Annotated in this window: 22 protein-coding genes; 7 read left to right on the top strand and 15 right to left on the bottom strand. The window is 32.6% G+C overall.

What is annotated here, in order from left to right:
* Window positions 1–4 precede the first annotated feature (4 nt).
* Complete coding sequence (locus AB3G33_RS10365) at window positions 5–592, top strand: amidohydrolase family protein (protein ID WP_367774136.1); 588 nt, start codon at window positions 5–7, stop codon at window positions 590–592.
* Window positions 593–655: 63 nt separating this feature from the next.
* A complete protein-coding gene (gene nagB / locus AB3G33_RS10360) occupies window positions 656–2593 on the top strand; it encodes a glucosamine-6-phosphate deaminase (protein WP_367769015.1) in 1938 nt (645 codons plus the stop codon).
* A 206-nt stretch (window positions 2594–2799) separates the two neighbouring features.
* On the opposite strand, the gene AB3G33_RS10355 is transcribed toward nagB, so the two are convergent.
* The 3 genes from AB3G33_RS10355 to AB3G33_RS10345 all read right to left on the bottom strand — a co-directional run bounded on the left by AB3G33_RS10355 (window position 2800) and on the right by AB3G33_RS10345 (window position 4307).
* Window positions 2800–3057, bottom strand: a complete 258-nt coding sequence (locus tag AB3G33_RS10355) for a hypothetical protein (protein ID WP_367769012.1) — start codon at window positions 3055–3057, stop codon at window positions 2800–2802.
* Window positions 3033–3281, bottom strand: a complete 249-nt coding sequence (locus AB3G33_RS10350) for a hypothetical protein (protein ID WP_367769009.1) — start codon at window positions 3279–3281, stop codon at window positions 3033–3035. The genes AB3G33_RS10355 and AB3G33_RS10350 overlap by 25 nt, the downstream gene beginning before the upstream one ends.
* A 129-nt stretch (window positions 3282–3410) precedes the next feature.
* The gene (locus AB3G33_RS10345) at window positions 3411–4307 is read right to left on the bottom strand and encodes a helix-turn-helix domain-containing protein (protein WP_367769006.1); all 897 of its coding nucleotides are present in this window, start codon (window positions 4305–4307) and stop codon (window positions 3411–3413) included.
* 176 nt (window positions 4308–4483) lie between these two features.
* Between AB3G33_RS10345 and AB3G33_RS10340 the strand changes: the two genes are divergently transcribed.
* The 5 genes from AB3G33_RS10340 to AB3G33_RS10320 all read left to right on the top strand — a co-directional run bounded on the left by AB3G33_RS10340 (window position 4484) and on the right by AB3G33_RS10320 (window position 9011).
* Window positions 4484–5323, top strand: a complete 840-nt coding sequence (locus tag AB3G33_RS10340) for an SDR family oxidoreductase (RefSeq protein ID WP_367769003.1) — start codon at window positions 4484–4486, stop codon at window positions 5321–5323.
* A 65-nt stretch (window positions 5324–5388) separates the two neighbouring features.
* Complete coding sequence (locus tag AB3G33_RS10335; RefSeq protein ID WP_367769000.1) at window positions 5389–6561, top strand: carboxymuconolactone decarboxylase family protein; 1173 nt, start codon at window positions 5389–5391, stop codon at window positions 6559–6561.
* Window positions 6562–6571: 10 nt separating this feature from the next.
* A complete protein-coding gene (locus tag AB3G33_RS10330; protein ID WP_367768997.1) occupies window positions 6572–7630 on the top strand; it encodes an NAD(P)-dependent alcohol dehydrogenase in 1059 nt (352 codons plus the stop codon).
* A gap of 205 nt (window positions 7631–7835) precedes the next feature.
* Window positions 7836–8396, top strand: a complete 561-nt coding sequence (locus tag AB3G33_RS10325) for a DUF6642 family protein (RefSeq protein ID WP_367752390.1) — start codon at window positions 7836–7838, stop codon at window positions 8394–8396.
* Between the two features lie 54 nt (window positions 8397–8450).
* Entirely contained in the window at window positions 8451–9011 is a 561-nt protein-coding gene (locus AB3G33_RS10320; protein ID WP_367768994.1) for a 2'-5' RNA ligase family protein, read from the top strand.
* On the opposite strand, the gene AB3G33_RS10315 is transcribed toward AB3G33_RS10320, so the two are convergent.
* The 12 genes from AB3G33_RS10315 to AB3G33_RS10260 form a co-directional block, all read right to left on the bottom strand.
* On the bottom strand, window positions 9003–10175 hold the full coding sequence (locus tag AB3G33_RS10315; RefSeq protein ID WP_367768991.1) for an acyl-CoA dehydrogenase family protein: 1173 nt from the start codon (window positions 10173–10175) through the stop codon (window positions 9003–9005). The two genes, AB3G33_RS10320 and AB3G33_RS10315, sit on opposite strands and share 9 nt — an antisense overlap.
* A gap of 198 nt (window positions 10176–10373) precedes the next feature.
* Entirely contained in the window at window positions 10374–13427 is a 3054-nt protein-coding gene (locus AB3G33_RS10310) for an efflux RND transporter permease subunit (protein WP_367768988.1), read from the bottom strand.
* A gap of 84 nt (window positions 13428–13511) precedes the next feature.
* A complete protein-coding gene (locus tag AB3G33_RS10305; RefSeq protein WP_367768985.1) occupies window positions 13512–14462 on the bottom strand; it encodes an efflux RND transporter periplasmic adaptor subunit in 951 nt (316 codons plus the stop codon).
* Window positions 14431–15669: a TolC family protein gene (locus AB3G33_RS10300; protein WP_367768982.1), complete on the bottom strand. Its 1239-nt coding sequence runs from the start codon at window positions 15667–15669 to the stop codon at window positions 14431–14433. Before AB3G33_RS10300 ends, AB3G33_RS10305 begins: the two co-directional genes overlap by 32 nt.
* Before the next feature lie 32 nt (window positions 15670–15701).
* The gene (locus tag AB3G33_RS10295) at window positions 15702–16721 is read right to left on the bottom strand and encodes a YncE family protein (protein ID WP_367768980.1); all 1020 of its coding nucleotides are present in this window, start codon (window positions 16719–16721) and stop codon (window positions 15702–15704) included.
* A gap of 38 nt (window positions 16722–16759) precedes the next feature.
* Window positions 16760–17473 carry a phosphatase PAP2 family protein gene (locus AB3G33_RS10290; protein ID WP_367774134.1) on the bottom strand — a complete coding sequence of 238 codons (714 nt, stop codon included), beginning with the start codon at window positions 17471–17473 and terminating at the stop codon, window positions 16760–16762.
* Between the two features lie 129 nt (window positions 17474–17602).
* Entirely contained in the window at window positions 17603–18022 is a 420-nt protein-coding gene (locus AB3G33_RS10285; RefSeq protein ID WP_367768977.1) for a PepSY-like domain-containing protein, read from the bottom strand.
* 105 nt (window positions 18023–18127) lie between these two features.
* On the bottom strand, window positions 18128–19240 hold the full coding sequence (locus AB3G33_RS10280; RefSeq protein ID WP_367768974.1) for a serine hydrolase domain-containing protein: 1113 nt from the start codon (window positions 19238–19240) through the stop codon (window positions 18128–18130).
* A gap of 48 nt (window positions 19241–19288) precedes the next feature.
* Window positions 19289–20563, bottom strand: a complete 1275-nt coding sequence (locus AB3G33_RS10275; protein ID WP_367768971.1) for a sensor histidine kinase — start codon at window positions 20561–20563, stop codon at window positions 19289–19291.
* The gene (locus AB3G33_RS10270; RefSeq protein ID WP_367752372.1) at window positions 20560–21240 is read right to left on the bottom strand and encodes a response regulator transcription factor; all 681 of its coding nucleotides are present in this window, start codon (window positions 21238–21240) and stop codon (window positions 20560–20562) included. The genes AB3G33_RS10275 and AB3G33_RS10270 overlap by 4 nt, the downstream gene beginning before the upstream one ends.
* 338 nt (window positions 21241–21578) lie before the next feature.
* The gene (locus AB3G33_RS10265; protein ID WP_367752370.1) at window positions 21579–22517 is read right to left on the bottom strand and encodes a nuclear transport factor 2 family protein; all 939 of its coding nucleotides are present in this window, start codon (window positions 22515–22517) and stop codon (window positions 21579–21581) included.
* A 124-nt stretch (window positions 22518–22641) separates the two neighbouring features.
* Entirely contained in the window at window positions 22642–24069 is a 1428-nt protein-coding gene (locus tag AB3G33_RS10260) for a gluconokinase (RefSeq protein WP_367768969.1), read from the bottom strand.
* Between the last annotated feature and the right edge of the window lie 12 nt (window positions 24070–24081).

Genomic DNA, 24081 nt, shown 5'->3' with positions numbered 1-24081 from the left:
GGATATGCTATTAGAAAGTGGTATTGTTATCTCGGCTGGTCACTCGACTATGACTTATAAAGAGGCACAATATTATTTTTCAAAAGGGATTAAGCTGGTAACTCATTTATACAATGCCATGACCCAGTTTGGTCATCGGGAACCGGGCTTGGTTGGTGCAACTTTTGAAAACGAAGCTGTCTATGCTCCGATTATTTTAGATGGTGCCCATTGTGATTATGCCGCAGCAAGTGTGGCTTACAAATTAAAGAAGGATAAATTCTTTCTAATTAGCGATGCTGCCTTTTTAGGGCGAAAAGTTGCCAATTTTAAATGGGATAGTTTTGATGCCCATCTCGACAATGGTTTTTATGGAAATGAAGAAGGTAATTTGGCCGGCGCAAGCATTTCGATGGAAGAAGCCGTGCAAAATGCATTTAATCATCTTCATGTATCTGCTGACGAGGCTATCAAAATGGCTACGTGCCGTGTAGCAAGCGCTATTAATATGGAGGATCATGTGGGTAAAATCAAATCTGGATTTCCAGCAAGTTTTGTCACATTTAATGATAATCTGTCAATAATAGAAACATTAAATTATAATCTGATTTAACACTTTAATATCAAAGATGTTAATAAAAAAAGTAACTACATAACTAACTCAAAATAAAAAAAAATGAAAAGTATTTTAGAAATTAAACCTGACATCAGCTATAAAAGTGTTGGAAAATTTGAAGAAACTAGATTCGAGAAAATCCACAATGAGATTTTTAAAAATTCAGTTGAAGCATCAAAAATTGTTGCACAAGAAATAGCAACATTAATTAGATCCAAACAAGCCGAAAATAAATCCTGTGTACTTGGCCTAGCTACTGGTTCTTCTCCTATAAAAGTCTATGAAGAATTGGTTCGAATGTATAAAGAAGAAGGACTTAGCTTTAATAATGTAGTGACTTTCAATTTGGATGAATATTATCCAATGAAAAAAGAAAACAACAACAGTTACCACTATTTCATGCATCAACATCTTTTTAATCATGTTGATATTAGACCAGAGAATATAAATGTTCCGGACGGAACGGTAGCCATTGATGAGTTGAATCAATATTGTGTTGATTATGAAATGAAAATTAAAAATGCCGGAGGGCTTGATTTTCAATTATTGGGAATTGGTCGTACAGGACACGTTGGTTTCAATGAACCAGGATCCCATATCAATTCAGGAACTCGAATCATTACTTTAGATCATATCACACGAATAGATGCTTCATCTGATTTTAATGGGATTGATAACGTTCCTAAAAGAGCGATTACAATGGGAGTTTCTACAATTTTAAGATCCAAAAGAATTGTATTAATGGCTTGGGGTCAAAACAAAGCCTCCATCATTAAGAGAACTATTCAAGGAGATATTAGTTCCGAAATTCCTGCTACATTTTTGCAAAATCATGTTAATGCGACTTTCGTTTTAGACCAACCAGCTGCCTCTGAATTAACTCGTTTTAAAACGCCTTGGTTAGTTGGAGAATGCATTTGGACAACAGAATTAAGAAATAAAGCAATTGTTTGGCTTTGCCAAGAAACAAAACAATCTATATTAAAACTGACTGACAGAGATTACAACAACAATGGAATGTCGGATCTTTTGGCACAAGAAGGTTCTGCTTATGATTTGAATATAAATATGTTCAATGTATTGCAACATACAATAACTGGGTGGCCAGGGGGAAAACCAAATACTGATGATTCTCACAGACCCGAAAGAGCTAATCCTGCCAAAAAAAGAATCATCCTTTTTAGTCCACATCCAGATGATGATGTAATTTCAATGGGTGGAACTTTTTCTAAACTGATAAAACAAGGTCATGATGTTCATGTTGTATATCAAACATCTGGAAATATAGCGGTTACTGATGACGAAGCATTGAAATTTGCAGAAGTTTGCAATGATTTCATTGGAGGAAGCGATTGTAATATTGACTTTCCAGCGGTAATTAATTTCATTAATAACAAAACTGAAAATGAAATTGATTCTATTGAAGTTAGAAAGTTAAAAGGGCTTATCAGACGTCGTGAATCCTATGCAGCAACTAGATACATTGGTTTAAAAGATGAAAACACACACTTTTTAGACCTTCCTTTTTATGAAACTGGCCGAGTAAAGAAAAATCCATTGGGTGCTGAAGATATTACTATTGTTATGGGCATCATCGAAAAAATTAAACCACATCAAGTTTTTGCTGCTGGAGATTTAGCGGATCCGCATGGTACTCATGAAGTTTGTTTGAATGCAATATTTGCCGCTATGGCAGTTCTAAAAACAAAACCATTTATGAATGACTGTTGGTTATGGTTGTACCGAGGTGCTTGGCATGAATGGGATATCCACGAAATAGATATGGCTGTTCCACTAAGTCCTGATGAAGTTTTATTAAAAAGACATGCGATTTTATACCATCAATCCCAAAAAGACAGAGTAATGTTTCAAGGAAACGACTCAAGAGAATTTTGGGTACGAGCCGAAGATCGCAACAAAAATACTGCAAAACTTTATGATGATTTAGGTTTAGCTGAATACGAAGCCATTGAAGCGTTTAAACGTTTTGATTATTAATTTAAGTAAATTGTAATTATTTCTCAAAGTGAGACATTAATAAAAATGCCTGTTCCAAACGGATCAGGCATTATTTTAATTTGGAAAAAGATCATCAAATAAAACCTGAATGATTTTCTTTGATTTTCTCAATCCTATATTGAATATTTAAATAGTTTGTAACAGAGTCCAAATTAAAAATAGGGAACTCCCCCTCTATTTAATGGTTAAATTTTGACATCTTCCAACTTAGCAAATTTGTATTTTACGCGTTCAAAATCTATTGGTTCTCCTTTAATAAAATAAGAAGCTCCCATCGTAGTTTCAATTTTTCCGTTACCTAAAATAAGTTCTTCTTTATTTTTAAGAAAAGCCATAGGATTCTTGTATGTTTTTTTTTCATATCCACCTTGATAAAAAGTATAGCTAGCAAATAAAGTATCTCCACGGAATTCGCCCGCTATTTTTCCTGTTTTTTTTGGCATATTAAAATTTTCATTTCCATATCGCCTGTTATTTTTCCACTTTTCAAAGTATTCACTTTCAAGTCAATTGTATCTTGTTCATATACTGCTCTATAAGTGGTTACACTTATAGGTTTTTCAGCCTTTACTTGACTGCCTTCTCCACCATTTTCGCTTTGATTGTTTTTACAGCTTCCGAGTGCAATACAAGTCAACAACAAACAAAACAGACCCGAATTTTTCATAATAGTAAGATTTAATAAATAATGTGGTAATTGCCAGTGCTAACTTACAAATAAATAATTTTAAGTAAAATAGTTATTGGCAAACAATAAAATGAAACTAACAAAAATTAGTACGTAAGGAGCACACCATTAATTCATCATTCTATATTCATTTGGCGTAAAGCCAGTACTTTTTTTAAACATACGATTAAAATGCTGAGGGTATTTAAAACCGAGTTCAAAAGCGATTTGACTAATTGATTTTTCAGTATCAAAAATCTTTTCCTTGGCCACATCAATCAATTTTAGTTGCATGTGTTCCTGCGCCGATTTTCCCGTTTCTTTTTTAATTAAATCCCCAAAATAGTTGGGAGAAAGATGCAAACGATCTGCAAAATACCCAACAGAAGGCAACCCTAATTCTTGTGTAGTTTCTGACTGGAAATAATCGTTTAATAGGTTTTCGAATTTTGATAAAATATCAGTGTTTATATTTTCTCTGGTGATGAATTGCCTATCATAAAATCGAATGCAATAGTTTAATAGCAACTCGATATTATTGGTAATAATACTTTTACTATGTTTATCAATGGATTGATCTAATTCATACTCCAGTTTACTAAATAAATCTTTAATGATTTGTTGTTCTTTCAAAGATAAATGTAAAGCCTCATTCGAATCATACGAAAAAAAGGAATAATGATTCATTTTCTTACCAAGAGCAGTTCCTTTTATCAAATCAGGATGAAAAAGTAGTGTTAAACCTGAAGGTTGATAATTTTCTTCATTATTGATTTCAAGAACTTGCCCTGGACTAATAAAAATCAGTGTGCCATCATCATAATCATAGGTGTTTCTACCATATCTCAATTCCCCACAATTCCCAGCTTTTAAAAAAATAGCATAAAAACCAAAATGCATTTTACAATGATTGGGTAAGTTTTTAGTATTTTTATTATCAAAAACACTAATCAATGGATGTTTTGTTTCTATATCCTTTAATGCATTATATTGACTAACGTTTTCAAGTTTTATAATGGTGTCCATAGCTATTGATTCTTTATACAAATATAACACAGACGGTATAAAAATGCACTTCAAAAAAAGCAATAACAGTAATAATGGTTATAACAGCAGTAATTTATATGCTTAATTGATCCTCATATTAAATGATATTTGTAAAGCCAATTTCAATTAAAGAGAGTGGAGTTAAATCTTTAAAAATGAAAAAAGTTAACGTAATTGTAGTTATTGGTGCAGGCTCTATTGGTCAAGCCATTGCGAGACGTGTAGGTGCTGGAAATCATATTTTACTAGCTGACTTATATCAAGAAAATAATGAAACAGCCGCTAAAGTTCTAAGCGAAGCAGGCTTTGTTGTGAGCACGACAATTGTTGATGTATCCTCCAGAAAATCGGTTCAAGACCTTGTTGAAACTGCAACAGCAATTGGTGGCGTTACAGGACTGATACATGCTGCAGGAGTTTCTCCATCGCAAGCCTCACCTGTCACTATATTCAAAGTAGATTTATATGGAACAGCATTAATCTTGGAAGAATTTGGTCATGTAATTGAAGATGGAGGTTCAGGAGTAGTAATTGCTTCCCAATCAGGACATCGATTGCCATCATTAACCCCTGAACAAGATAAAGCATTGGCAACCACCCCAACAGAGGAATTGCTATCGCTTCCATTTTTACAATCAGATGCTGTAGATAGTTCCTTATTTGCTTACCAATTATCCAAAAGAGGAAATTTATTACGAGTAAAGGCCGAAGCCGTACGTTGGGGAAAACGAGGAGCCCGGATCAATACAATCAGTCCGGGAATAATTATTACACCACTTGCAAACGACGAATTGAATGGACCTCGCGGAGAGGGCTATCGAAAAATGCTAGCAATTTCGCCTGCCGGAAGAGCCGGTACACCAGATGAAGTGGGCGTAGTAGGCGCTTTATTGATGGGGAGAGACGGTGCTTTTATCACAGGAAGTGATTTCTTAATGGATGGTGGTGTAACTTCTGCCTATTGGTATGGTGAATTGGCTCCTAAACCAGAATAATTTTCTTTTTACATTAGATTAAACTATTGTTGTAATCATCCCTAAACAGAAAACAAATAAATAAAATGACAACATTTATAGATAAAGGAGTAGCTGCTCCAAAGGACTATTTCACTGGAACCGTTTGGGTCAATATGAATGTAATACCCGATGAAGGATATAACATTAATATGGGAACAATATCTTTTGAAAAGAAAGCAAGAACCAATTGGCACAGCCATACCAGCGGCCAAATATTGTTTGTTATTGAAGGTATTGGATACTATCAAGAGCTCGGCAAACCCATTCAACTAATCCAAAAAGGAGATGTTGTCAAAATTCCAAAAAATATAACACATTGGCACGGAGCTTCTCATAACAGTGCGATGCGTCATATTGCACTAGTTCCAGAATTTGATAAAGATACAACAGACTGGCTACAAGCCGTAAGTAATGAAGAGTATAATACTTTTAAAGCCCCTGTTTATGAAGTAGAAAACAAATTAACACCAGCCGCTATAATGAATCATGAAGAATTATGGCCTAATCATATTTCGAAGGTAAAAGAAACGGATCCAGATTTGATTGAGATATTTGACAATTTTGCTTTTGACGAAGTCATTAACCACGATACGATCGATGTCAAAACAAGAGTACTGATGATTATGGCTTCTACAATAGGTAGCCATGCCTTGACTGAGTACCGTTTGCATCTAAATGCAGCCTTGAATGTTGGTATATCTCCAATTGAAATAAAAGAAGTTCTATATCAATCTGTTCCCTATGTAGGTATTTCTAAGGTGATTGATTTTATAAATGCTACCAATGAAATTTTTATCGAACGGAATATTTCTTTACCTTTAGAAAGTCAATCTACCACTACTCCAGAAAATAGACTGGAAAAAGGATTGGCCAAACAAAAGGAAATTTTCGGCGACCAAATAGATAAGATGTATAAAAACTCGCCCAAAGATTTATTACACATTCAACACTATTTATCTGCCAATTGTTTTGGCGATTATATCACTAGAGATGGTTTGGATATTAAAACTCGAGAAATGATAACACTTTCTTTTCTTATTGCATTAGGAGGCAGTGAAAACCAAATAAAGGGGCATATTACTGGGAATATTAATGTTGGGAATGACAGGAATATCCTTATTAATCTAATGACACAATTATTGCCCTATGTGGGCTATCCACGTACATTAAATGCCATTAATTGTTTGAATGAAATTTTACCTATAAATAATAATTAAAACACAAGATATGAACACAACTCAAGTTAAAGCTTATGGTGCTGCAGATAAAGATGCGGACTTAAAAGAATTAAACATTAACCGAAGAGCAGTTTCTGAAAAAGATATAGAAATAGAAATATTATATTGTGGGGTTTGCCACTCCGATTTGCATACCGCTCGAAACGACTGGGGAGGAACACTATATCCCGCAGTACCTGGTCACGAAATAGTAGGAAGAATTACCAAAGTAGGTAGTGAAGTGACTAAATTAAAAGTAGGCGATTTAGCAGGTGTTGGTTGCCTTGTAGGTTCTTGCAGCACTTGTGATAGTTGTAAAAATGATTTAGAGCAATATTGTTCTAATGGCTGGGTTGGAACTTACAACGGTCCTGACAAACATTTGGGAGGTCATACTTTTGGTGGTTATTCTGAAAAAGTGGTTGTAGATGAACACTTTGTATTAAAAGTACCAGCTAACCTAGACTTGGCTGCCGTTGCGCCATTACTTTGTGCCGGAATTACCACTTGGTCACCATTAAAACATTGGAAAGTAGGTAAAGGAAGTAAAGTTGCCGTTGTAGGTTTAGGTGGACTTGGACACATGGCTGTAAAATTAGCTAAAGGTTTAGGAGCAGAAGTAACCTTGTTTTCAAGAACTCTAGATAAAATACAAGATGCAAAAGATTTAGGAGCCCATAATGTTGTCATCTCAACCGATGAAGACCAAATGAATGCTGTAACCGGCGAATTTGATTTAATTATTGATACTGTCCCTAACATTCATGATATTAATCCTTATGTTGCTACTTTGAATTATAGTGGAACTATAGTTTTAGTTGGTTATTTAGGACCATTAGATCCTTTTTTAAATACGGTTCCAATGATCATGGGAAGAAAATCAATCGCGGGTTCTTTAATTGGTGGAATTGCCGAAACACAAGAAATGTTAGATTTTTGTGGAGAACACAACATTGTATCTGAAATTGAAATTATCAAAATGCAAGATATCAACAAAGCGTATGAAAGAATGTTAAAAAGTGATATAAAATATCGTTTTGTGATTGATATGGCTTCTTTGAAAGCATAATATCGATCCTATTTTTATTAATAATCCCAAACACTATTTTTTTATTGTGTTTGGGATTATTATTTTTAAAATTGTATCAAAAAAGATATTTTTATTTAATAAAACAAGTAAAAATTAAGGCTCCTAAAGCCACACTTCTAGTCTCTTTTTTCTCCATAAAAACATATCTTTGCTTTTAGATAAACTACCTCCTTAAAAAACAACAATGGATCAGGATAAATTTATTTTCTGCCTCGAAGGAGTTCGAGATGTAGAAATTACAACTGCTACTGAAGTAGTTAAAAACTTAGAACAATTGGCCCTTGAAGAAGGGATTTCTAGCATATATAAAACCTGCGATACGATTGAAGGATTAGAAGAAAGTTTAAGTGCTTTACTTTATCACGATCATAATTTTAAGGATTATGAGATTATCTATTTAGTGATGCCTGGAGAACGAAATAATATCTGTCTCAATGATTACTATTATAGTTTTGAAGAAATAGCCGAACTATTTGAAGGGAAAATGAAAGGCAAAATTATTCATTTTTCTAATGCAAAAGTTTTAGACTTAAGCGCCGAAGAAGCGCAATATTTTCTAGATATTACTGGAGCAAGTGCGGTGTCTGGCTATGGAGAAGTGTCGTATAAACTACCTAGTATTGCTATCGATAAAGCCTTCTTTAGCTTGTGTCAAGAAATCGATGACGTAGTTGAAATAGTAGAAGAATTGCATCAAAAACATTATGCACTTTGTAAGTTACTTGACTTTAGATTGTACTATTAAAAAACTGAATTTTATCCATTTAAATTCTGTACTAATTTTTATCAAAATTAAAAAATGCCCAATACCTACTCCATTGTTTTACACCCATCAGAAGATATTATTTCTAAAATTAAAATGATGAAGGAAACTCTGTCAGAAAAAATAGGCTGGTTTAACAGTAAAAACTCATTGGCGCATATTACCATTGGTGAATTTACCGCAACTGACATACAATTAGAAAATATCAAAAAACAACTCGCCAAAATAGGCGATTCCATCCAACCCCTAAAAGTAGTTTTAGATCATTTTGGTAGTTATCCAAATGGCGCTTTTTTTATTGCACCAAATCCAAATTCGAAAGAAGAACTAATTCCTATTATGAAACGTTTTCATAAAGAAATCCGTTTCCCAATTGTACATAAAAGCACGGATCCTCACTTATCTATAGCCCGAAAACTATCTGCTGAAAATTTAGAAATGGCTTTCCGTATGTTTCCAAATATTGAATTAGAATACCGTTGTGAAGATGTCGTTTTAAGACGCTTTGATGCTGCAGTAAAACAATTTAAAATCATAGCCCATTTTCCGTTTAACGGGAATACAAAACAAGAATTTATACAGACTTCTTTATTTTAATACATCTTTAAATAAGGCACGGGCAATTAATATTTTCATGATTTCATTCGTGCCAGCATAAATTCGGGTAACTCTATTGTCAGCATACATTCGTGCAATTGGGTAGTCCCACATGTATCCGTATCCTCCAAACAATTGCAAACATTCGTCCACTAATTTACCACACATATCCGTGGCCGAATATTTGATCATGGAAGCACTCTCACTCGATAATTTATGTGTACTCATTAACTCAATACAACGATCTAAAAAGGCCTGATGTATTTGCATTTGAGTAGCGCATTCGGCAATTTTAAACTGGGTATTTTGAAACCCAGCAATTGGAGATCCAAAAGCAGTGCGTTCAGTAGTATATTTAATCGTGTCTTCAATAGCACCCTCAGCGGTGGCAACCGCCATAATTCCCACAGTTAGTCGCTCGCGTGCTAATTCTTTCATCATAATTTTAAAGCCCATTTTTTCGTCCCCAAGTCGGTTTTCTTTTGGAACTTTCACATTGTCAAAAAACAACTCGGCTGTATCCTGCGATTTCATCCCTATTTTTCTGAGTGGATTTCCTTTATTAAAACCCTCCATTTCCGACTCTAAAATGAGTAAAGTTACCCCTTCATCCTCAGTTTTAGCATTTGTTTTTACAGCAACTATAGCCATATCACACATAAAACCATTGGTTATAAACGTTTTTTGACCATTTACTAAATAATGATCGCCTTTGTCTTCTGCAGTAGTTCCCAATGCTTTTAAATCACTCCCACAATTGGGTTCGGTCATACCTATAGCGGTAATAAGCTCCCCTTTTGCCATTAGAGGTAAATACTTTTGTTTTTGTAATTCGGTTCCATAATGCAGCAAATAAGGCGCTACAATATCTGAATGAAGTGAAAATCCTGGACCTGTAATTCCTTTTTTAGCAAACTCCTCAATAAGTAGCGCATTAAAAGTAAAATCCAATCCTCCACCTCCATATATTTCTGGAATATCTAAACATAGTAGCCCTAACTCTCCTGCTCTTTTCCAAATTTCACGAGAAACCATTCCTTGTTTTTCCCAATGATCTAACTGTCCCATAATTTCATTTGCAATGAATTCTTGGATCATGGATTGCATCATTTTATGTTCTTCTGTGGCATAAATTTTTCTTTCGATAAGTATGTTTTGTAGCATGGGTACCATTTTTATTTGAGGAGGTATTTATTATATCACTTTGGATTAAAATTTATTCTTTTCTAAAGTTAAGATTTTTTTATTTTATTCTGTTTCAAAAGACATTCTAAATTGCTAATTATCCAAATATAAAAAGCCGAAACGGGTTGTTTCGGCTTGTAATTTCATTTCATTTACACCATAATCATTTTACAAAAACTATTGAAAATGTTTAAATTCTTTTTCGTTTTTATAGACTCGCGCTAGCAAACTTGGTAACACAATCAGTAATAAAGGCATCGCAATCAGGAATCCTCCAATCACTGCAATAGCTAATGGCTGATGCAACTCAGATCCCGTACCTATTCCAATCGCTAAAGGTAAAAGCGCAATAATAGCTCCTAACGCCGTCATTAGTTTTGGTCGTAATCGAGTAGAAATCGAATATACAATGGATTCATTGACGTTTCTTGTTAACTTAAAGGTTTCTCTAAATTGTAGAAAAGTAAAAATGGCATTTTCGGCAATAATACCCACAATCATTATAATTCCAGTGTAACTCCCTACATTAAGTGGAGTGGCTGTAATAAAAAGCAAAAGATAACTTCCTGCAATTCCTAAAACAGAGATTAATAAAATGACAAACGCTACTCTAAAATCTCTAAAAAGGAATAGAATAACACCAAAAACCAATAAAGAAGAAGCGATTAAAATCATCAATAACTCTTTGAACGATTGTTGCTGGTCTTTATAAGCTCCCGCATATTCAATATAATAACCGCTTGGCAATTTAATTTGAGAGGTGACTTTAGTTTGAATTTCCTTCATCACACTTCCTAAATCTCGATTATCTAATCGTCCAGTTACTACACTCATCATTTGTAGATTTTCGCGCTCGATTTCAGCTACTCCTTTTTCGATTGAAATCGTTACTAAACTGGTAATCGGAATAGCTTGTCCATTAGGTAAAAATATTTTTAGTTGTTTAATGTCTTCCAAACTTCTTTTTTTCCCATTGGCATAAATTAATCTTATGGGAGTTTGTTTTTCATTTTCTAACAAGCTTCCTACTACATTTCCTTCTAAAGCGGTTTGCATTTGAAACTGTAAGTCCGATGGAGTGATTCCGTATTGTGCCAATTGAATGTAATTAGGATGAATATTAATTACTGGTCCAGCCAAAACAATACCATCAAAAACATCGGCGGTTCCTTTTACTTTTTCAACAATAGCAGCAACCTGTTTTGCCGTTTTTTGTAATTGTGCCTGATCATTTCCATAGACTTTGACTTCAATTGGTGAAACGGAACTCATTAAATCCCCCAACATATCTCCAATTACTTGCCCAAAATCGATACGCAAAGCAGGCTGCGTAGCCTCTACTTTGGCACGAATTTCATCAATTACATCATTACTGGTTTTATTTCTGTCTTTCTTCAATTGGATTAAATAATCCCCTCGATTTGGTTCCGTAATAAAAAATCCCATTTGGGTACCTGTCCTGCGACTGTAGGCTTCAACTTCTGGAACTTTTATAATAATTTTCTCTACTTCGTTCAGCATTCTATCCGTTTCTTCAAGTGAAGTTCCTGGCGGACTTTCATAATCTAAAATAATACTTCCTTCATCCATTTCGGGTAAAAAACCAGTTTCTAAATTAGGTAGAATAATAACTATTGAAAGTATTAAAACAAGGCAAAAAGTAATACTTATAATAGGTTTTCCAATAAAATAAGACACCCAATTTTGAGTTTTCACTTCATGAATTTCAGAGACTTTTTCTGTTTCAGCTATCCCTCTGTCTTTCTTGGAAAGCAATAAATAGACAACCGGAAGCAACAACCAAGTAACAAAAAAGGAACAAACCAAAGTGATAATCATCGTATCCGTAAGTACTTTGAAATAGGAACCTGCAACTCCGCTCATTAAAACAAAAGGAATAAAAATTACAATTGTACTGATGGATGATCCCAACATGGCTGGAAATAAATAATGAATTGCTTTTTGCAAAAGCGAAACCGTAGGCTCGTCAGGATGTTCTTCATGTGTACGGTGAATTTGTTCTACCACAACGATGGCATCATCAATAATTAGCCCTAAAGCAGCCGCTATTGCCCCCAAAGTCATAATATTGAACGTTTGCCCTGTGAGGTATAAAACAACCAATGTTAATCCCAGTGTTACAGGAATAATAATTAATATAGTAGCACTGGCTTTGGCAGATTTCAAAAACAAAACTGCGACAATTATGGCCAATAATAATCCAATTAATAAACTGTCTGTAACACTTTTTACCGCATCATTTACAAAACGGGCTTGCTCATAAAATGGTTTAATCGTGATGCCTTTGGGAAGGATTGTTTTTAAATCCTGCAGCTTTTGACTCATGGCATCCGAAAGAGAAATTAAATTAGAATTGGGCTGCTTAATGACAGCAACCAAAATACTTTCTTTCCCATTAGCATTTACTTTTATGTATTCTTTAGCTTCTTTAATTTCAACAGCAGCAATGTCTTTTAGTGTAACAATTCCTTTCCCATTATTACTGATAATCAAATTTTCCAACTCTTCTTTTTTGTCAACTTGGGCATCCGTAATGGTTAAATACAAATAGCGATAATCAGACAAATAACCATTTGATTTTATAAAATTGGTCTGACTTAAAACCTGGGAAATGGCATCTGGTGTAATACCTAGTGCAGTCATTTTATTAAAATCTAAGGACAACCAATATTCTTTTTCTTTACCGCCAATAATTCTAATTTCCGATACACCATCTATTTGAGAAAGAAATGGTTTTATAGTAAAATTGGCTATTTTTTTTAACTCAATTGCCGACATTCCTTTGCCTTCGATAGCATACCCAATTACAGGAAGAATGGACGGATTCATTTTTTCTACCGTGATTTGAGTATCAGGAGGTAGATTATTTTTGATTTGGTTGATTTGTTCTTCAATACGCGTTTTACTCAAATCAATATCTGCTTTCCAATCCATAAAAGCGGATATTTCACAACTTCCGCGACTGGTTGTACTTCTAATGGTTTTTAAATCTTGAACTTTTTTAATGGCATTTTCTAACGGTTTGGTAACCGTAATCATCATTTTATCAACAGGTTGTTGTCCTGCATCGGCAATGATTTTTATTTTGGGAAAAGTTATTTCAGGAAACAAGCCTGTTTGCATCTCTGAATAGGCAAAAAAACCTCCTAAAATAATTAGGAAGATTATGGCGCTTAAACCATTTTTATGTTTTACGAAGAAGTTGTTCATTATTTATTTTTTTAGCCACTGATTAGACCGATTTTTACAGATTTATAAAAATTTTTTAATCTTTTAAATCTGTGGTAAACCTTTTTATTTTCCGATTACTTTAACCTTAATCGTATCGCTCACTCCATAATTACCCGTAACTAAAATTTTATCTTTAGCCGTTAATTGTGGTGCTAAAATTTGGATTCTATCATCTGTCTGAATTCCCTTTTCTATTGGAATTTTAATAGCTGTGTTAGAATTTATCATTTTCATAATCCAAAAATCAGTTTCGGTTTCATCACTTAATACGGCCCCTTTGGGTAACGAAATAGTTTTAGAATTTGAGCTTTTATTAATTCTAACTTTTACAATTAAATTTTCAGGAATATCTTGTTTCCCATTTATTTTCAAAATTACATTTTGGGTTTGCGAAGTGGCATCCACTGTAGGTGAAAACTTTTGAACTGTTGCAATTCTATCACTCCCATCAGGCAAACTAACATTCAAATGTTGTCCAGCTGTAACGAATTTTTTTAATTCATAAGGCAAACTTAACACCAATGCAAAACTATTAGCGTCATTTATTGTTACCAATGGATCACCATCTTGCACATAATCTCCTTGTTGCACATTTACCATTGTTACTATTCCACTCGTGTTAGAATGCACTTGAATAGCTCCGCCAAAATTCAAACTAGGGTCAATTTTATTTATCGTATTACCCAGCACTTTAGATTCTCTTGTTTTAATCGAAAACAAGGTGGAACCGTTGTTTACAAAATCATTTATTGCTACATTAACGGAACTCAAGTACCCAGTAGCATTCGCTTTAATATTATTTTTAACTAAATAAGTTGCTGTAGCATTCAATTCCATATAATTTTCAATACCAGTTGTATCAATAGAAGTAATCGTTACAGGAATACTAGCATCAATAGGTTTCTCGGTTACTGAATTGTCCTTACATGCGGTAAAACAGACCGGAATTAGCACCAAAAAAAAGATAAATTTATTCATAGTATTAGTCATTAGAACTCCAATAATTGATTTCATTAATCAGTTGAAGCGTATTTATTTTGTTTTGCGAAATCGTATTATTGATATTGATAACATTTCCTATAGCAATCATAAAATCAGTAATTTGAGCATCTCCAGAAAGTAACAGTTTTTTATTGGCATCGATAAGCGCATCACTTATTTGAAGTTGAGATTGCAACTGATTTTGAATTTCAAAGGTTTGTTTTAATTGCTGATTTAACATCAATAATTGTTGCTGATATTGTTTATTAAAATTGTTTTTATACGCTAAATTAGTAGCCAACGCAGTTTTGTTTTTTTGATGCAACAAGGTTTTCTGATTTCCATCGTAAATAGGAATAGATAATCCTAAACCAACACTAAAGCCGAAATTTTTATATCCTTGACTGATAAAACTAGACATATAACCCGCATCACCAAGTAACGAAAGAGAAGGTTTATAGCTGTTATCTATTAATTTATTTTGATTGATAATTTTCAAGCTATCGGTTTCGAATTGCTTTTCAAAAACAGTAGTCTTTTCATTTTGTATACTTTTTAAAGCAATTGTTGGTTTTTTTAAATTGACAAAAGTAGTATCCGTTTCTCCTGATAAATAATTGAGTAACCCCAAATCATTTTGATATTGTTGTTTCAATTGCAAAACCTGTAATTCTTGCTGCTTTAAGGTTGAAATAAAAATCAAATAATCCGTTTGCCTATAAATGGAATTTTGGGTGAGTTTTTTCAAAATCACGGCTTCATTTTTCAGTAATGCAGCCATATTTTGGTTGTAAACCATTTGCTCTGCACTACCGTAAGTCGTGATGTATTGCGCTATAATAGCTTTATGCAAATCTTTAACCGCAATTTTTTTATTTAAAACTAAACCCTCTTTAATGATTTTGAAGGTTTCTGCTTGCGAATTAATTATACTTTTACCAATTATTTTTTTATTAATTCCTACCAATCCTGTTATGGATTGACCGTTGCTCAAAGCAGTATCATAACCAAAACCGTTATAATTAGGAGCAATATACCCATTTATATTTGCGGCAACCAGCGGCTTGTAAGTAGCTCTAATAAGCAAACTATCAATTGTATTGGATTGAATTTGATTCGATATGTCTTTTAGTAAAGGGGAATTAGTTTGGGCTTTTTCTATATAAAAAACCAAGTCCTTTTCCTGTGAAAAGGACGAAGCCGTAATTAAAAAAATAAGAATGATAAGGAATGATCTCATTGGATAAATTTATTCAAAAATAAGTAGTTTATTTATTTTTTATCATCAACTACTAAAATAGTAAAAGAGTTAGGAATAATACTTGGTCTTGGATTAGGAATTTCGGCGGTAGGTTTTGGTTTTTCTCCAAAATTTGCAGTAGATAAATACAATTGATTTGTAGTTTTATTCAAAGTAATTGTTCGTGCTCCTTTTGGGGTTTTTACTGTTTGTAGTACTGCAAAAACTGCAGGGCTTTTTTCCTTAACAACTGTAATTGTTCCTTCTCCATTAGAACTAAAAATAAGTTTATTTTTAGGATTAAAAGTAACACCATCGCAACCATCACCAATAGGTAAAGTTTTAACAACCTTACCATTTATAGCATTTACAACCACCATTAACTTATTACCACACACTGCAAATAATCGATTCGATTCTAAATCAATTGCTAATCCTGAAGGTTCGTCTCCTGGTGCAATGCTCCAAGTAGCTTTTACAGCCAGTTTAGTGGCATCGATGGTTTTAATTTCGTTTTTATCTTCGATATTTACAAAAATCAACCCTTTGGTATTCGTTACTGAAAATTCTGGTTTTCCACCCAAAGCTATCGATTTTATCTCTTTATTTGTGATCGCGTCTAAAACTGTAGCATTATTAGATTTCCCATTGTAAGTAAATACTTTTTTGGAAAATGCATCATATAAAATGGCATCTGGATTTTTACCTGAAATAGCTACTTTTTCGATCAATTCAAAAGTGGTTAAATTGACAATTGATACTGAATTGTCTTTCCCATTAGAAATGAATGCTTTGTTTAAATCATTTGCAATAGCAATACCATGAACCCCTTTTGTATCAGGAATTGTAGTAATTAAGGCATTTGATTTTAAATCTATTACATTTACCTCACTTCCGTGTGAAATAAATAAATGTTGATTCACATCATCAACGGCAAGATAATCCCAGCCATCATTCCCAGGTAATTTTATTTTCTCAGAAACTTTGAAAGTTTGGCTATTACAATTTGCAATTGAAAAACCAAGAATTACTAATGCAACTATTTTTTTCATTGTGTTATATATTTAATTTATTAAAATCTAAGTTGTGCTTAATGTAGATTTAAGACCATTCCGAGTCCCATTTGTCTTCCGTTATAAAAGGGAGCAACCATTACTGAAGAATTATTCTTATTCGATTTAAAAATCTTATTATTGATATAAGGAAACATCCAATAGGCCACTTTTGTGCTTAAAATTCCTATTCCTGCCCCCATAGTTACATCAGTAAACCAATGTCGATTATTATAGATTCTAAAAAAACCTGTTCCTGTAGCTACTATATAACCTGAAATCCCGTACCAAATAGAAACATCCTTGTACTCTTGCCATAAAAATTCGGCACCAGCAAATGCAGTAGCAGTATGTCCCGATGGAAAAGAATTATTACTACTTCCGTCTGGTCTTAAAACATGGGTTGTTTTTTTCAAAGCATAAACCGTACTTCCCATAATAAGATAAGAAGTTGCAAAAATTATACTTCGATCTCGTAAATTATTTTTTCCTTTAATACCTCCTAAATTCAGACCGTAAACCGCTAATGCTGGAACGTATTGGGAGAAATCGTCTACACTAATTTTTCTATCAATATTTTCGGTGACTTCCTCTTTGATTTCTAAGTTCAAGTCTTTTAAATTTTTATTTTCCATACCAATTATACCGTATCCAACAAGTACCGTTGGTATAATCAATTGCTTGTAATTGAAACTTAAATTACCATTTTTGGCACCCTTAATACTGTCTTGGCTACTAAGCCCTTGTGCCATTATTCCAGTATTTAAAAATAGTAGGATCAAAAAACAAGAACCATTTTTAATAATTTTAGTCGCAGGATATGTAAACTGGAATTTAAAATTTTCTAACATCATATATTAATTGAATATTTAGTTCGAAAATTATTCTTTTACTAAAGTTCCATTTGCTTTGAAAGCTAAACTTTTTCGCTTTAACCCTTTTTTTAGCTCTACTTCGTATATGGTTCCATTCTTAGCAGTTTCGGTTAGATCAGCCTCTGCTATTTTCCAATCCAAATAATTTGATTTTACAGTGGCTAAAACGGCTTTTGGTAAGTTCATCGCTTTAATCTCTTTTTCAGTCTCAAGCCAAGTTCCATCTTGCAAAAAATTAGCCGAAATGGAATTTCCTTCAAAAATAAAGTCTGCTTCCCACTCCTTTGGCGCTTCTTTTCCCCAACTCACTTTGGTAGCAGTAGGGAATTTTTTAGCGAAAGCTTTTTTTACTGCTTCAGGTGGTGTACCTGCAAATGCAAAACTGGATACCAATACAATTGACAATAACATTACTAATTTTTTCATTTTTTTTAGATTTAAAAATTAATTCTAACACAAACTTAGATTACAAATCTATTTTAAATCTATGCTGCTATTTCTATTATTGCGTTTTATAAACAAAGAAATTATTTATTTCATTTGGTCAATTATTTGCAAAAAAACTTCCTGCCAATAATTAGGATGATACGACGTTTCGGCATCTCCAAAACGCACTATAATCATTTTTTTTTCAGGATAGATATAGAGATATTGCCCAAACAACCCTACAGCAAAATAACTCCCGTATTTCAGAGGCCCTATTCCCCAATTATTATTATAAAAATGTTTGTTATTTCCTGATGGATCCGAATGTGTAGACAACTCTACCCATCTTTTTGACACAATTTGCTTTCCATTCCAATTCCCTCCATTAAGATAAAGTCTGCCAAACTTTGCAAAATCAATTGCTCTAGCTTGTAAACAACAAAATGTTTTTTCGATTGCTTTATCATCATCTCGATCCAAACTCCATGTTGCCGGTGCCTCCATTCCTAATGGTTTCCATATTTTATCTTCTAAATAGTTAGAAATGGTTCCGCCACTTACTTTTTCAATAATATATCCTAAAAGCATTGTGTTTTCACTACTGTATTTAAATTTTGTGTTGGGTGGGTATTCTAGTTTTAAATTGAGCATCTTTTCTCTTAAATTATCTCCCCAATAAAATTCAGCATTATCAGATACTGGATTTAGTTTGTTATCAGTAAATCGAATACCTGAGGTGTGTTGTAATAAATTTTTTATGGTAATTTTATCCCAACCAATTTTATTTTTAAATTCAGGTAAATAATCAATAATGAGGTCATTTTCACTTTTTATTTTTCCTTCATCAATTGCAATTCCAATTAAAGTAGAAACAAATGGTTTCACCATAGAGAAGGAAGAAACAAATGAATTTGAAGTATATCCTTTGTTGTATCTTTCGTAAACAATTGTATCGTTACGAATAATTAAAAAAGAGATCGTTTTATGTAATGTAGTAAAGCTATCTAAACTAACATTTGTACCGTTAAAATCCCGATTGACAAGTCCTATTTTAGTTCCTAAATGAGAGTCTTTGATAGGTTTATGAAAATAATAAACAGGCGCTTCATTAGCAATAACGCGTTGTGCGAAATGCTTGTAATCTGATTGGCTGGGAATCCCGCCGTACCTCAAGGAACGAAATACATTACAAGAACTACAACAGATAAAAAATATCATAAAAATTATTATTTTTTGAATTTTTAAAACAAGCATAGTAATTGTTTTTTAATCCCTTTCTTTCAAAATAAAGCGATGTTTGTTGTTTATAAATTTATATTTTAAAACTAATCCACTGACTTCAGCAATTTCATTTGCTATTGCTAAACCAAGTCCAATTGATAAATGAGACGTTGAATTTTTTTGAAAACGTTTAAATAGATGGTCCAAATTTAGCGGTTCTATTGCTCCAGTATTTTCAATGATAATTTTATTAAACTTGATCCTAATATGTATACTCCCCTCATCAACATTATGTCTGATCGCATTTTGAATTAAATTATTAATGAATACTAACCCTAAATCAGGGTTCATATTAATCCAAAATTCAGTTTCAATATTTTTTACAATAGTTATTTCCTTCTCTTTTATATAATCTTCAAAAAGCAATAAAGACGAATCCAATACTTTTTCGACAGACACTTTTTCAATGGTTTTAAACTGTCTATTTTCAATTTTTGTAAGCAATAATAATGACTTATTTAAGCGATTCAGTTTAGAACATGCATCATCAATTGCAACAATTAATTCAACATCAATTGGATCTAAATTTTCAGATTGAATAAGTAAATCAACCTTTGATTTTATGACTGCCAAAGGAGTTTGAATTTCATGAGATGCATTCTCTGTAAATTTCTTTTGGGCATTATAATCCGCAATCATTTTACTCATCATACTAGCAAGCGATTTATTTAAAGCTGTAAATTCTTTAATGGTTGAATCCTCAAATGGTGGTATTTCGTTATCACTAGCTCTAAATTTCTCCAAGTTGGAGACCGAAGTATAAAACGGTTTCCACATTTTTTTTGAAATCCAAAAATTAAGAATCATTGAAATTAAAAATAATGCCAATAAAATCCAGACAAGTAAAAACAAAATACCTTTGATTAACTCTTCATTTTCTATGCTACTACGCCAAATTTTTATTAGATAATTAGCTTTTTTAACCCTTACAATCGACGAAACCATCCTATTTGGGTCCATTTCATTTTCCGCCTCATCTAGAATTAATGTGTCCGAAAAAATTGTTTTATTCCCGTTACTAAAATTATTTTTTAATGTTTTGTTGATTTCCGCTTCCTTAGTTTTGACTAAAAACTGCAACGAAACGGTGTCGTTTTCTACTAAATATTGCTCAATCAATTTGATGCGATTCACCAAAACCTCATCATTAGCATGCCGTACTTTATGTGTTAATATATGAAAACAAATAAAACCCGACAGAATCAAGATCGGGATACTTAACAATAAGTAATATAAACTGGTCTTTGTAATTAGTTTCATTCTTGTAATTTAAAATTATAACCTAGACCGTAGACAGTTTGTAAATAATCTTCGCATTTTTTTTCTAATAATTTTTTGCGCAAGTTTTTTACATGGTTGTATATAAAATCATAGTTATCCAATCGATCTGCATCGTCTCCCCACAAATGCTCGGCCAAGGCATTTTTACTCACTACGCGGTTTTTATTGGCGATGAAATACAGTAATAAATCATATTCTTTTGAGGTTAAAGTAACAGTTGCATTATTTACATAAACGCTTCGATCTGCTGGAAGGATTCTAATTTCATTGACAACAATTTCTAGACTTCCATCAAAATTTTTTCGTCTAATCAACGCTTTTATTCTCGAATTAAGTTCCGATAAATGAAACGGTTTTGGTAAATAATCATCGGCACCAAGATCCAAACCAAAAATTTTATCATCCAGTGAGTTTTTTGCAGAAATAATAATGATTCCCGCTTTTGATTTTTTTAATTTAATTTCGGTAATCAAATCCAAACCAGAACCATTTGGCAACGTAATATCAACCAAAATACAATCATAATCATAGATCGCAATTTTCTGTTGTGCCTTACTAAAATCCGAAGCTATTTCAACCACATTCCCTTCTACTTCAAAATATTGTTTGATACTTTTTTGCAATTCAGGTTCATCTTCGATTAATAAAATTTTCATGCTTATTTATTTTGATTCGTGTTGATTTTGGCTAATCAATAAAATATAAATTTACTTAAATTTAATCATTGTTATCTTGATACTACAGTAACAATATAAAAAACTTCAGGTGCTATTATTTTTCGAATGTAGCTTTACACCAAATTTCTCTGCTTTTACTAAATAGATACAGTACAATTTTAGAAATTAATTCTATTTGAATTCTATGTTTATGATAAAACAACCCTTTTATCATCTAAAAGAATAAAGGTTATCAATTGATATAAAGAACCTCAATTTCTCCACAAAAAAAGCCGAAACATCTATTTCGGCCTTTAATTAGTATCTATTTTGTTATTTTATTGCTCTAACACTTTTTCACTGTAATAAGCATGTTCAAAAACTATTTTTCCATCATCATTAAAATCATCTATAAAAAATACGGGTAAAATAATTTTCTTTTTATCTGATTTTCTAGTCAAATTATAATTCCACCAGGATTGCACCACTTTTGTATTTCCCATTTCATAATGCAAATAATCTGGATATCCGGATACGTCTATACTGTTAACTTCAAATTTATCTAGAAATTTTTTGTCATTGGCCTTTAATTCAGCTAATGAAATACTTTTTCTTTCTGAATTATTTTCATCTAAAAACCGCGCTTTATCATCATAAAAACTATACGCTTTATCAAGGTCATTATTTTCAAATGCATAAATCATTTTTCGAATAGTGTTGATATATTCATGATGATTGTAAATCATACCATTTTGTCTATCAGTAGAACTATTACCAATTTCATCAGGAATGCTACTATTCATGTAATTGATGATGGTTTTTATCTTATTATTTTTGTCAACAATAAATAATCGATGAATGGGCATATCTATCTTTACTCCAGATTTATTATGTACTCCTTTTAGGTCTTCCCAAGTTTGAACCCAAACCACATCTTTGTTGTTAGCATCTTTGTATTCTAATGCATCTGGATAAGCACCTGCAGATCGTTTAATACTAAAATAATCAATATTGTCTTTCCAGAATTTCATTCCTTTTAAAAAAGAAGCTTTGTCTTCTCCTTTATCTCTTTTGTCAATGCTCGTACCGTTATATGATTTAAAATCTTCTGCTAAATAACTAGATACTTTGTCAGTATCTCCTTTAACAAATGCCTGAACCATATCCTCTACTGTATTGATTGCAGGATGTTCTACATAAATAGTTCCATTTGATTTTTTTTGTGCGTATGTGATGCAAGTAATCATCAACAATACAATTAGAATACTTTTTTTCATAATTAAATAAGATTTTTAGTTAAAAACACCTTTAAATTTAATCATAAATACTGATAATCAGTATATTATGTTAAAAATATTTATTGTTTTGTAACTGCTTTATTACAGATTTTGAAAAAAATATTTATTCTAATTCTTTTAGTAAAGGATAAACACGTTTGAATTTAGTAAAACTTTGCTCGTAAATGATTTTATGCTTTTTATTGGGTAAAAATACTTTCCCATTTGAAGTCTCAATATCAAAATCAATCCCATTTGCTTTAAAACCAATCAATACTGCTCCCCAAGCCGAAGCTTCGACTGTTTCAGCAATTCTAACTTTCATTTGAAAAACATCGGCAGTCATTTGCAACCAAAATTCACTTTTTGCAAATCCTCCACTTGCCATAATAGTATGTTGTTCTCTAGTCTCTTCATTAGGCAATAGAATTTCTAAAACATTCAAAAGTCCAAATAAAATCCCCTCCATTGTGGCCCGAATAAAATGGGCTTGGGTATGAATAATTTTGATTCCTAGAAGAGTACCTTTTGCGGAAGCATCCCAAATAGGAGCTCTTTCTCCTAATAAATAGGGTACAAAAAGTAATCCATCTGATCCTGAGGAAACGTTAGCTGCTTGCTTAAAAAGAGTTTCAAATGAATCTTCAGTTTTCAAAATAGATTCTTTTAACCACTGTAAAACAATGGCACCATTACTAACCGCTCCTAGTGTTAAATATTGATTATCTATCAAATGATAACATTGCGTTCGCATTTGGGAATCTATAAAAGGTTTCTCGATTGGTAAGCGTACTGCTCCACTTGTTCCTATTGTTAACGCCACTTTTCCAGGTTCCATTGCTCCAGTACCTAAATTGGCCAAAGCTCCATCTCCCCCTCCTATAACATATAACAATTGATCATTTAATCCTTTACAAAAATGGGTGGGTTTTACAATTTTTGATAATTGATTCGAATGAATATCTAGAAATTTTAAAATCTCAGGATCCCATTCTAAATTATGAATATTCATTATTCCGGTACCCGATGCCATGGAAGAATCTATTGCATATTCTCCAGTAAGCTGATGCCATACATATTCTTTTAAACTAATAAATTTAAATGCTTTAGAAAAGACTCCTTTTTTATGTTCTTTCAACCAAGCGATTTTGGTCATTGGTGAAAAAGTATGAATAGGGATTCCCGTTTTTTGATAGAACCTCTTTCCTACATCTGTTACTTTAAGCGATTCTGCAAATTCATGTGCACGATTGTCTGCCCAAATAATAGCATCTGTTAATGGATTTCCTAATTCATCAATGATTAAAACACTTTGCATTGCCGAACTAAAACTGATAAACTCAGGCTGATATTCCTTTGTAATTTGATTAATGCAAGCTAAAACTGCAACAAGAACTTCATTTGGTTTTTGAATACTTTGATCGAATTCTGGGTGATACAATGGATATTCTTTTGAATACTCATAAATTACTTTACCTGATCTATTGAAACATACCGCTTTTGTTGCTGTCGTTCCTATATCGATACCAACATACATTTTTTTATCATCCATGATTTCGTTCTT

The sequence above is a fragment of the Flavobacterium sp. WC2421 genome, from assembly GCF_040822115.1.
GTDB lineage: Bacteria > Bacteroidota > Bacteroidia > Flavobacteriales > Flavobacteriaceae > Flavobacterium.
Note: the sequence above shows the minus strand (reverse complement) of the source record. Positions and strands in the feature narration are given on the sequence as shown.

Excerpts from the sequence above, each read along its gene's own strand:
- AB3G33_RS10365 (WP_367774136.1), top strand. The coding sequence starts at position 5 with ATGCTATTAGAAAGTGGTATTGTTATCTCGGCTGGTCACTCGACTATG.
- nagB (WP_367769015.1), top strand. The coding sequence starts at position 656 with ATGAAAAGTATTTTAGAAATTAAACCTGACATCAGCTATAAAAGTGTT.
- AB3G33_RS10355 (WP_367769012.1), bottom strand. The coding sequence starts at position 3,057 with ATGCCAAAAAAAACAGGAAAAATAGCGGGCGAATTCCGTGGAGATACT.
- AB3G33_RS10350 (WP_367769009.1), bottom strand. The coding sequence starts at position 3,281 with ATGAAAAATTCGGGTCTGTTTTGTTTGTTGTTGACTTGTATTGCACTC.
- AB3G33_RS10345 (WP_367769006.1), bottom strand. The coding sequence starts at position 4,307 with ATGGACACCATTATAAAACTTGAAAACGTTAGTCAATATAATGCATTA.
- AB3G33_RS10340 (WP_367769003.1), top strand. The coding sequence starts at position 4,484 with ATGAAAAAAGTTAACGTAATTGTAGTTATTGGTGCAGGCTCTATTGGT.
- AB3G33_RS10335 (WP_367769000.1), top strand. The coding sequence starts at position 5,389 with ATGACAACATTTATAGATAAAGGAGTAGCTGCTCCAAAGGACTATTTC.
- AB3G33_RS10330 (WP_367768997.1), top strand. The coding sequence starts at position 6,572 with ATGAACACAACTCAAGTTAAAGCTTATGGTGCTGCAGATAAAGATGCG.
- AB3G33_RS10325 (WP_367752390.1), top strand. The coding sequence starts at position 7,836 with ATGGATCAGGATAAATTTATTTTCTGCCTCGAAGGAGTTCGAGATGTA.
- AB3G33_RS10320 (WP_367768994.1), top strand. The coding sequence starts at position 8,451 with ATGCCCAATACCTACTCCATTGTTTTACACCCATCAGAAGATATTATT.
- AB3G33_RS10315 (WP_367768991.1), bottom strand. The coding sequence starts at position 10,175 with ATGCTACAAAACATACTTATCGAAAGAAAAATTTATGCCACAGAAGAA.
- AB3G33_RS10310 (WP_367768988.1), bottom strand. The coding sequence starts at position 13,427 with ATGAACAACTTCTTCGTAAAACATAAAAATGGTTTAAGCGCCATAATC.
- AB3G33_RS10305 (WP_367768985.1), bottom strand. The coding sequence starts at position 14,462 with ATGAAATCAATTATTGGAGTTCTAATGACTAATACTATGAATAAATTT.
- AB3G33_RS10300 (WP_367768982.1), bottom strand. The coding sequence starts at position 15,669 with ATGAGATCATTCCTTATCATTCTTATTTTTTTAATTACGGCTTCGTCC.
- AB3G33_RS10295 (WP_367768980.1), bottom strand. The coding sequence starts at position 16,721 with ATGAAAAAAATAGTTGCATTAGTAATTCTTGGTTTTTCAATTGCAAAT.
- AB3G33_RS10290 (WP_367774134.1), bottom strand. The coding sequence starts at position 17,473 with ATGGCACAAGGGCTTAGTAGCCAAGACAGTATTAAGGGTGCCAAAAAT.
- AB3G33_RS10285 (WP_367768977.1), bottom strand. The coding sequence starts at position 18,022 with ATGAAAAAATTAGTAATGTTATTGTCAATTGTATTGGTATCCAGTTTT.
- AB3G33_RS10280 (WP_367768974.1), bottom strand. The coding sequence starts at position 19,240 with ATGATATTTTTTATCTGTTGTAGTTCTTGTAATGTATTTCGTTCCTTG.
- AB3G33_RS10275 (WP_367768971.1), bottom strand. The coding sequence starts at position 20,563 with ATGAAACTAATTACAAAGACCAGTTTATATTACTTATTGTTAAGTATC.
- AB3G33_RS10270 (WP_367752372.1), bottom strand. The coding sequence starts at position 21,240 with ATGAAAATTTTATTAATCGAAGATGAACCTGAATTGCAAAAAAGTATC.
- AB3G33_RS10265 (WP_367752370.1), bottom strand. The coding sequence starts at position 22,517 with ATGAAAAAAAGTATTCTAATTGTATTGTTGATGATTACTTGCATCACA.
- AB3G33_RS10260 (WP_367768969.1), bottom strand. The coding sequence starts at position 24,069 with ATGGATGATAAAAAAATGTATGTTGGTATCGATATAGGAACGACAGCA.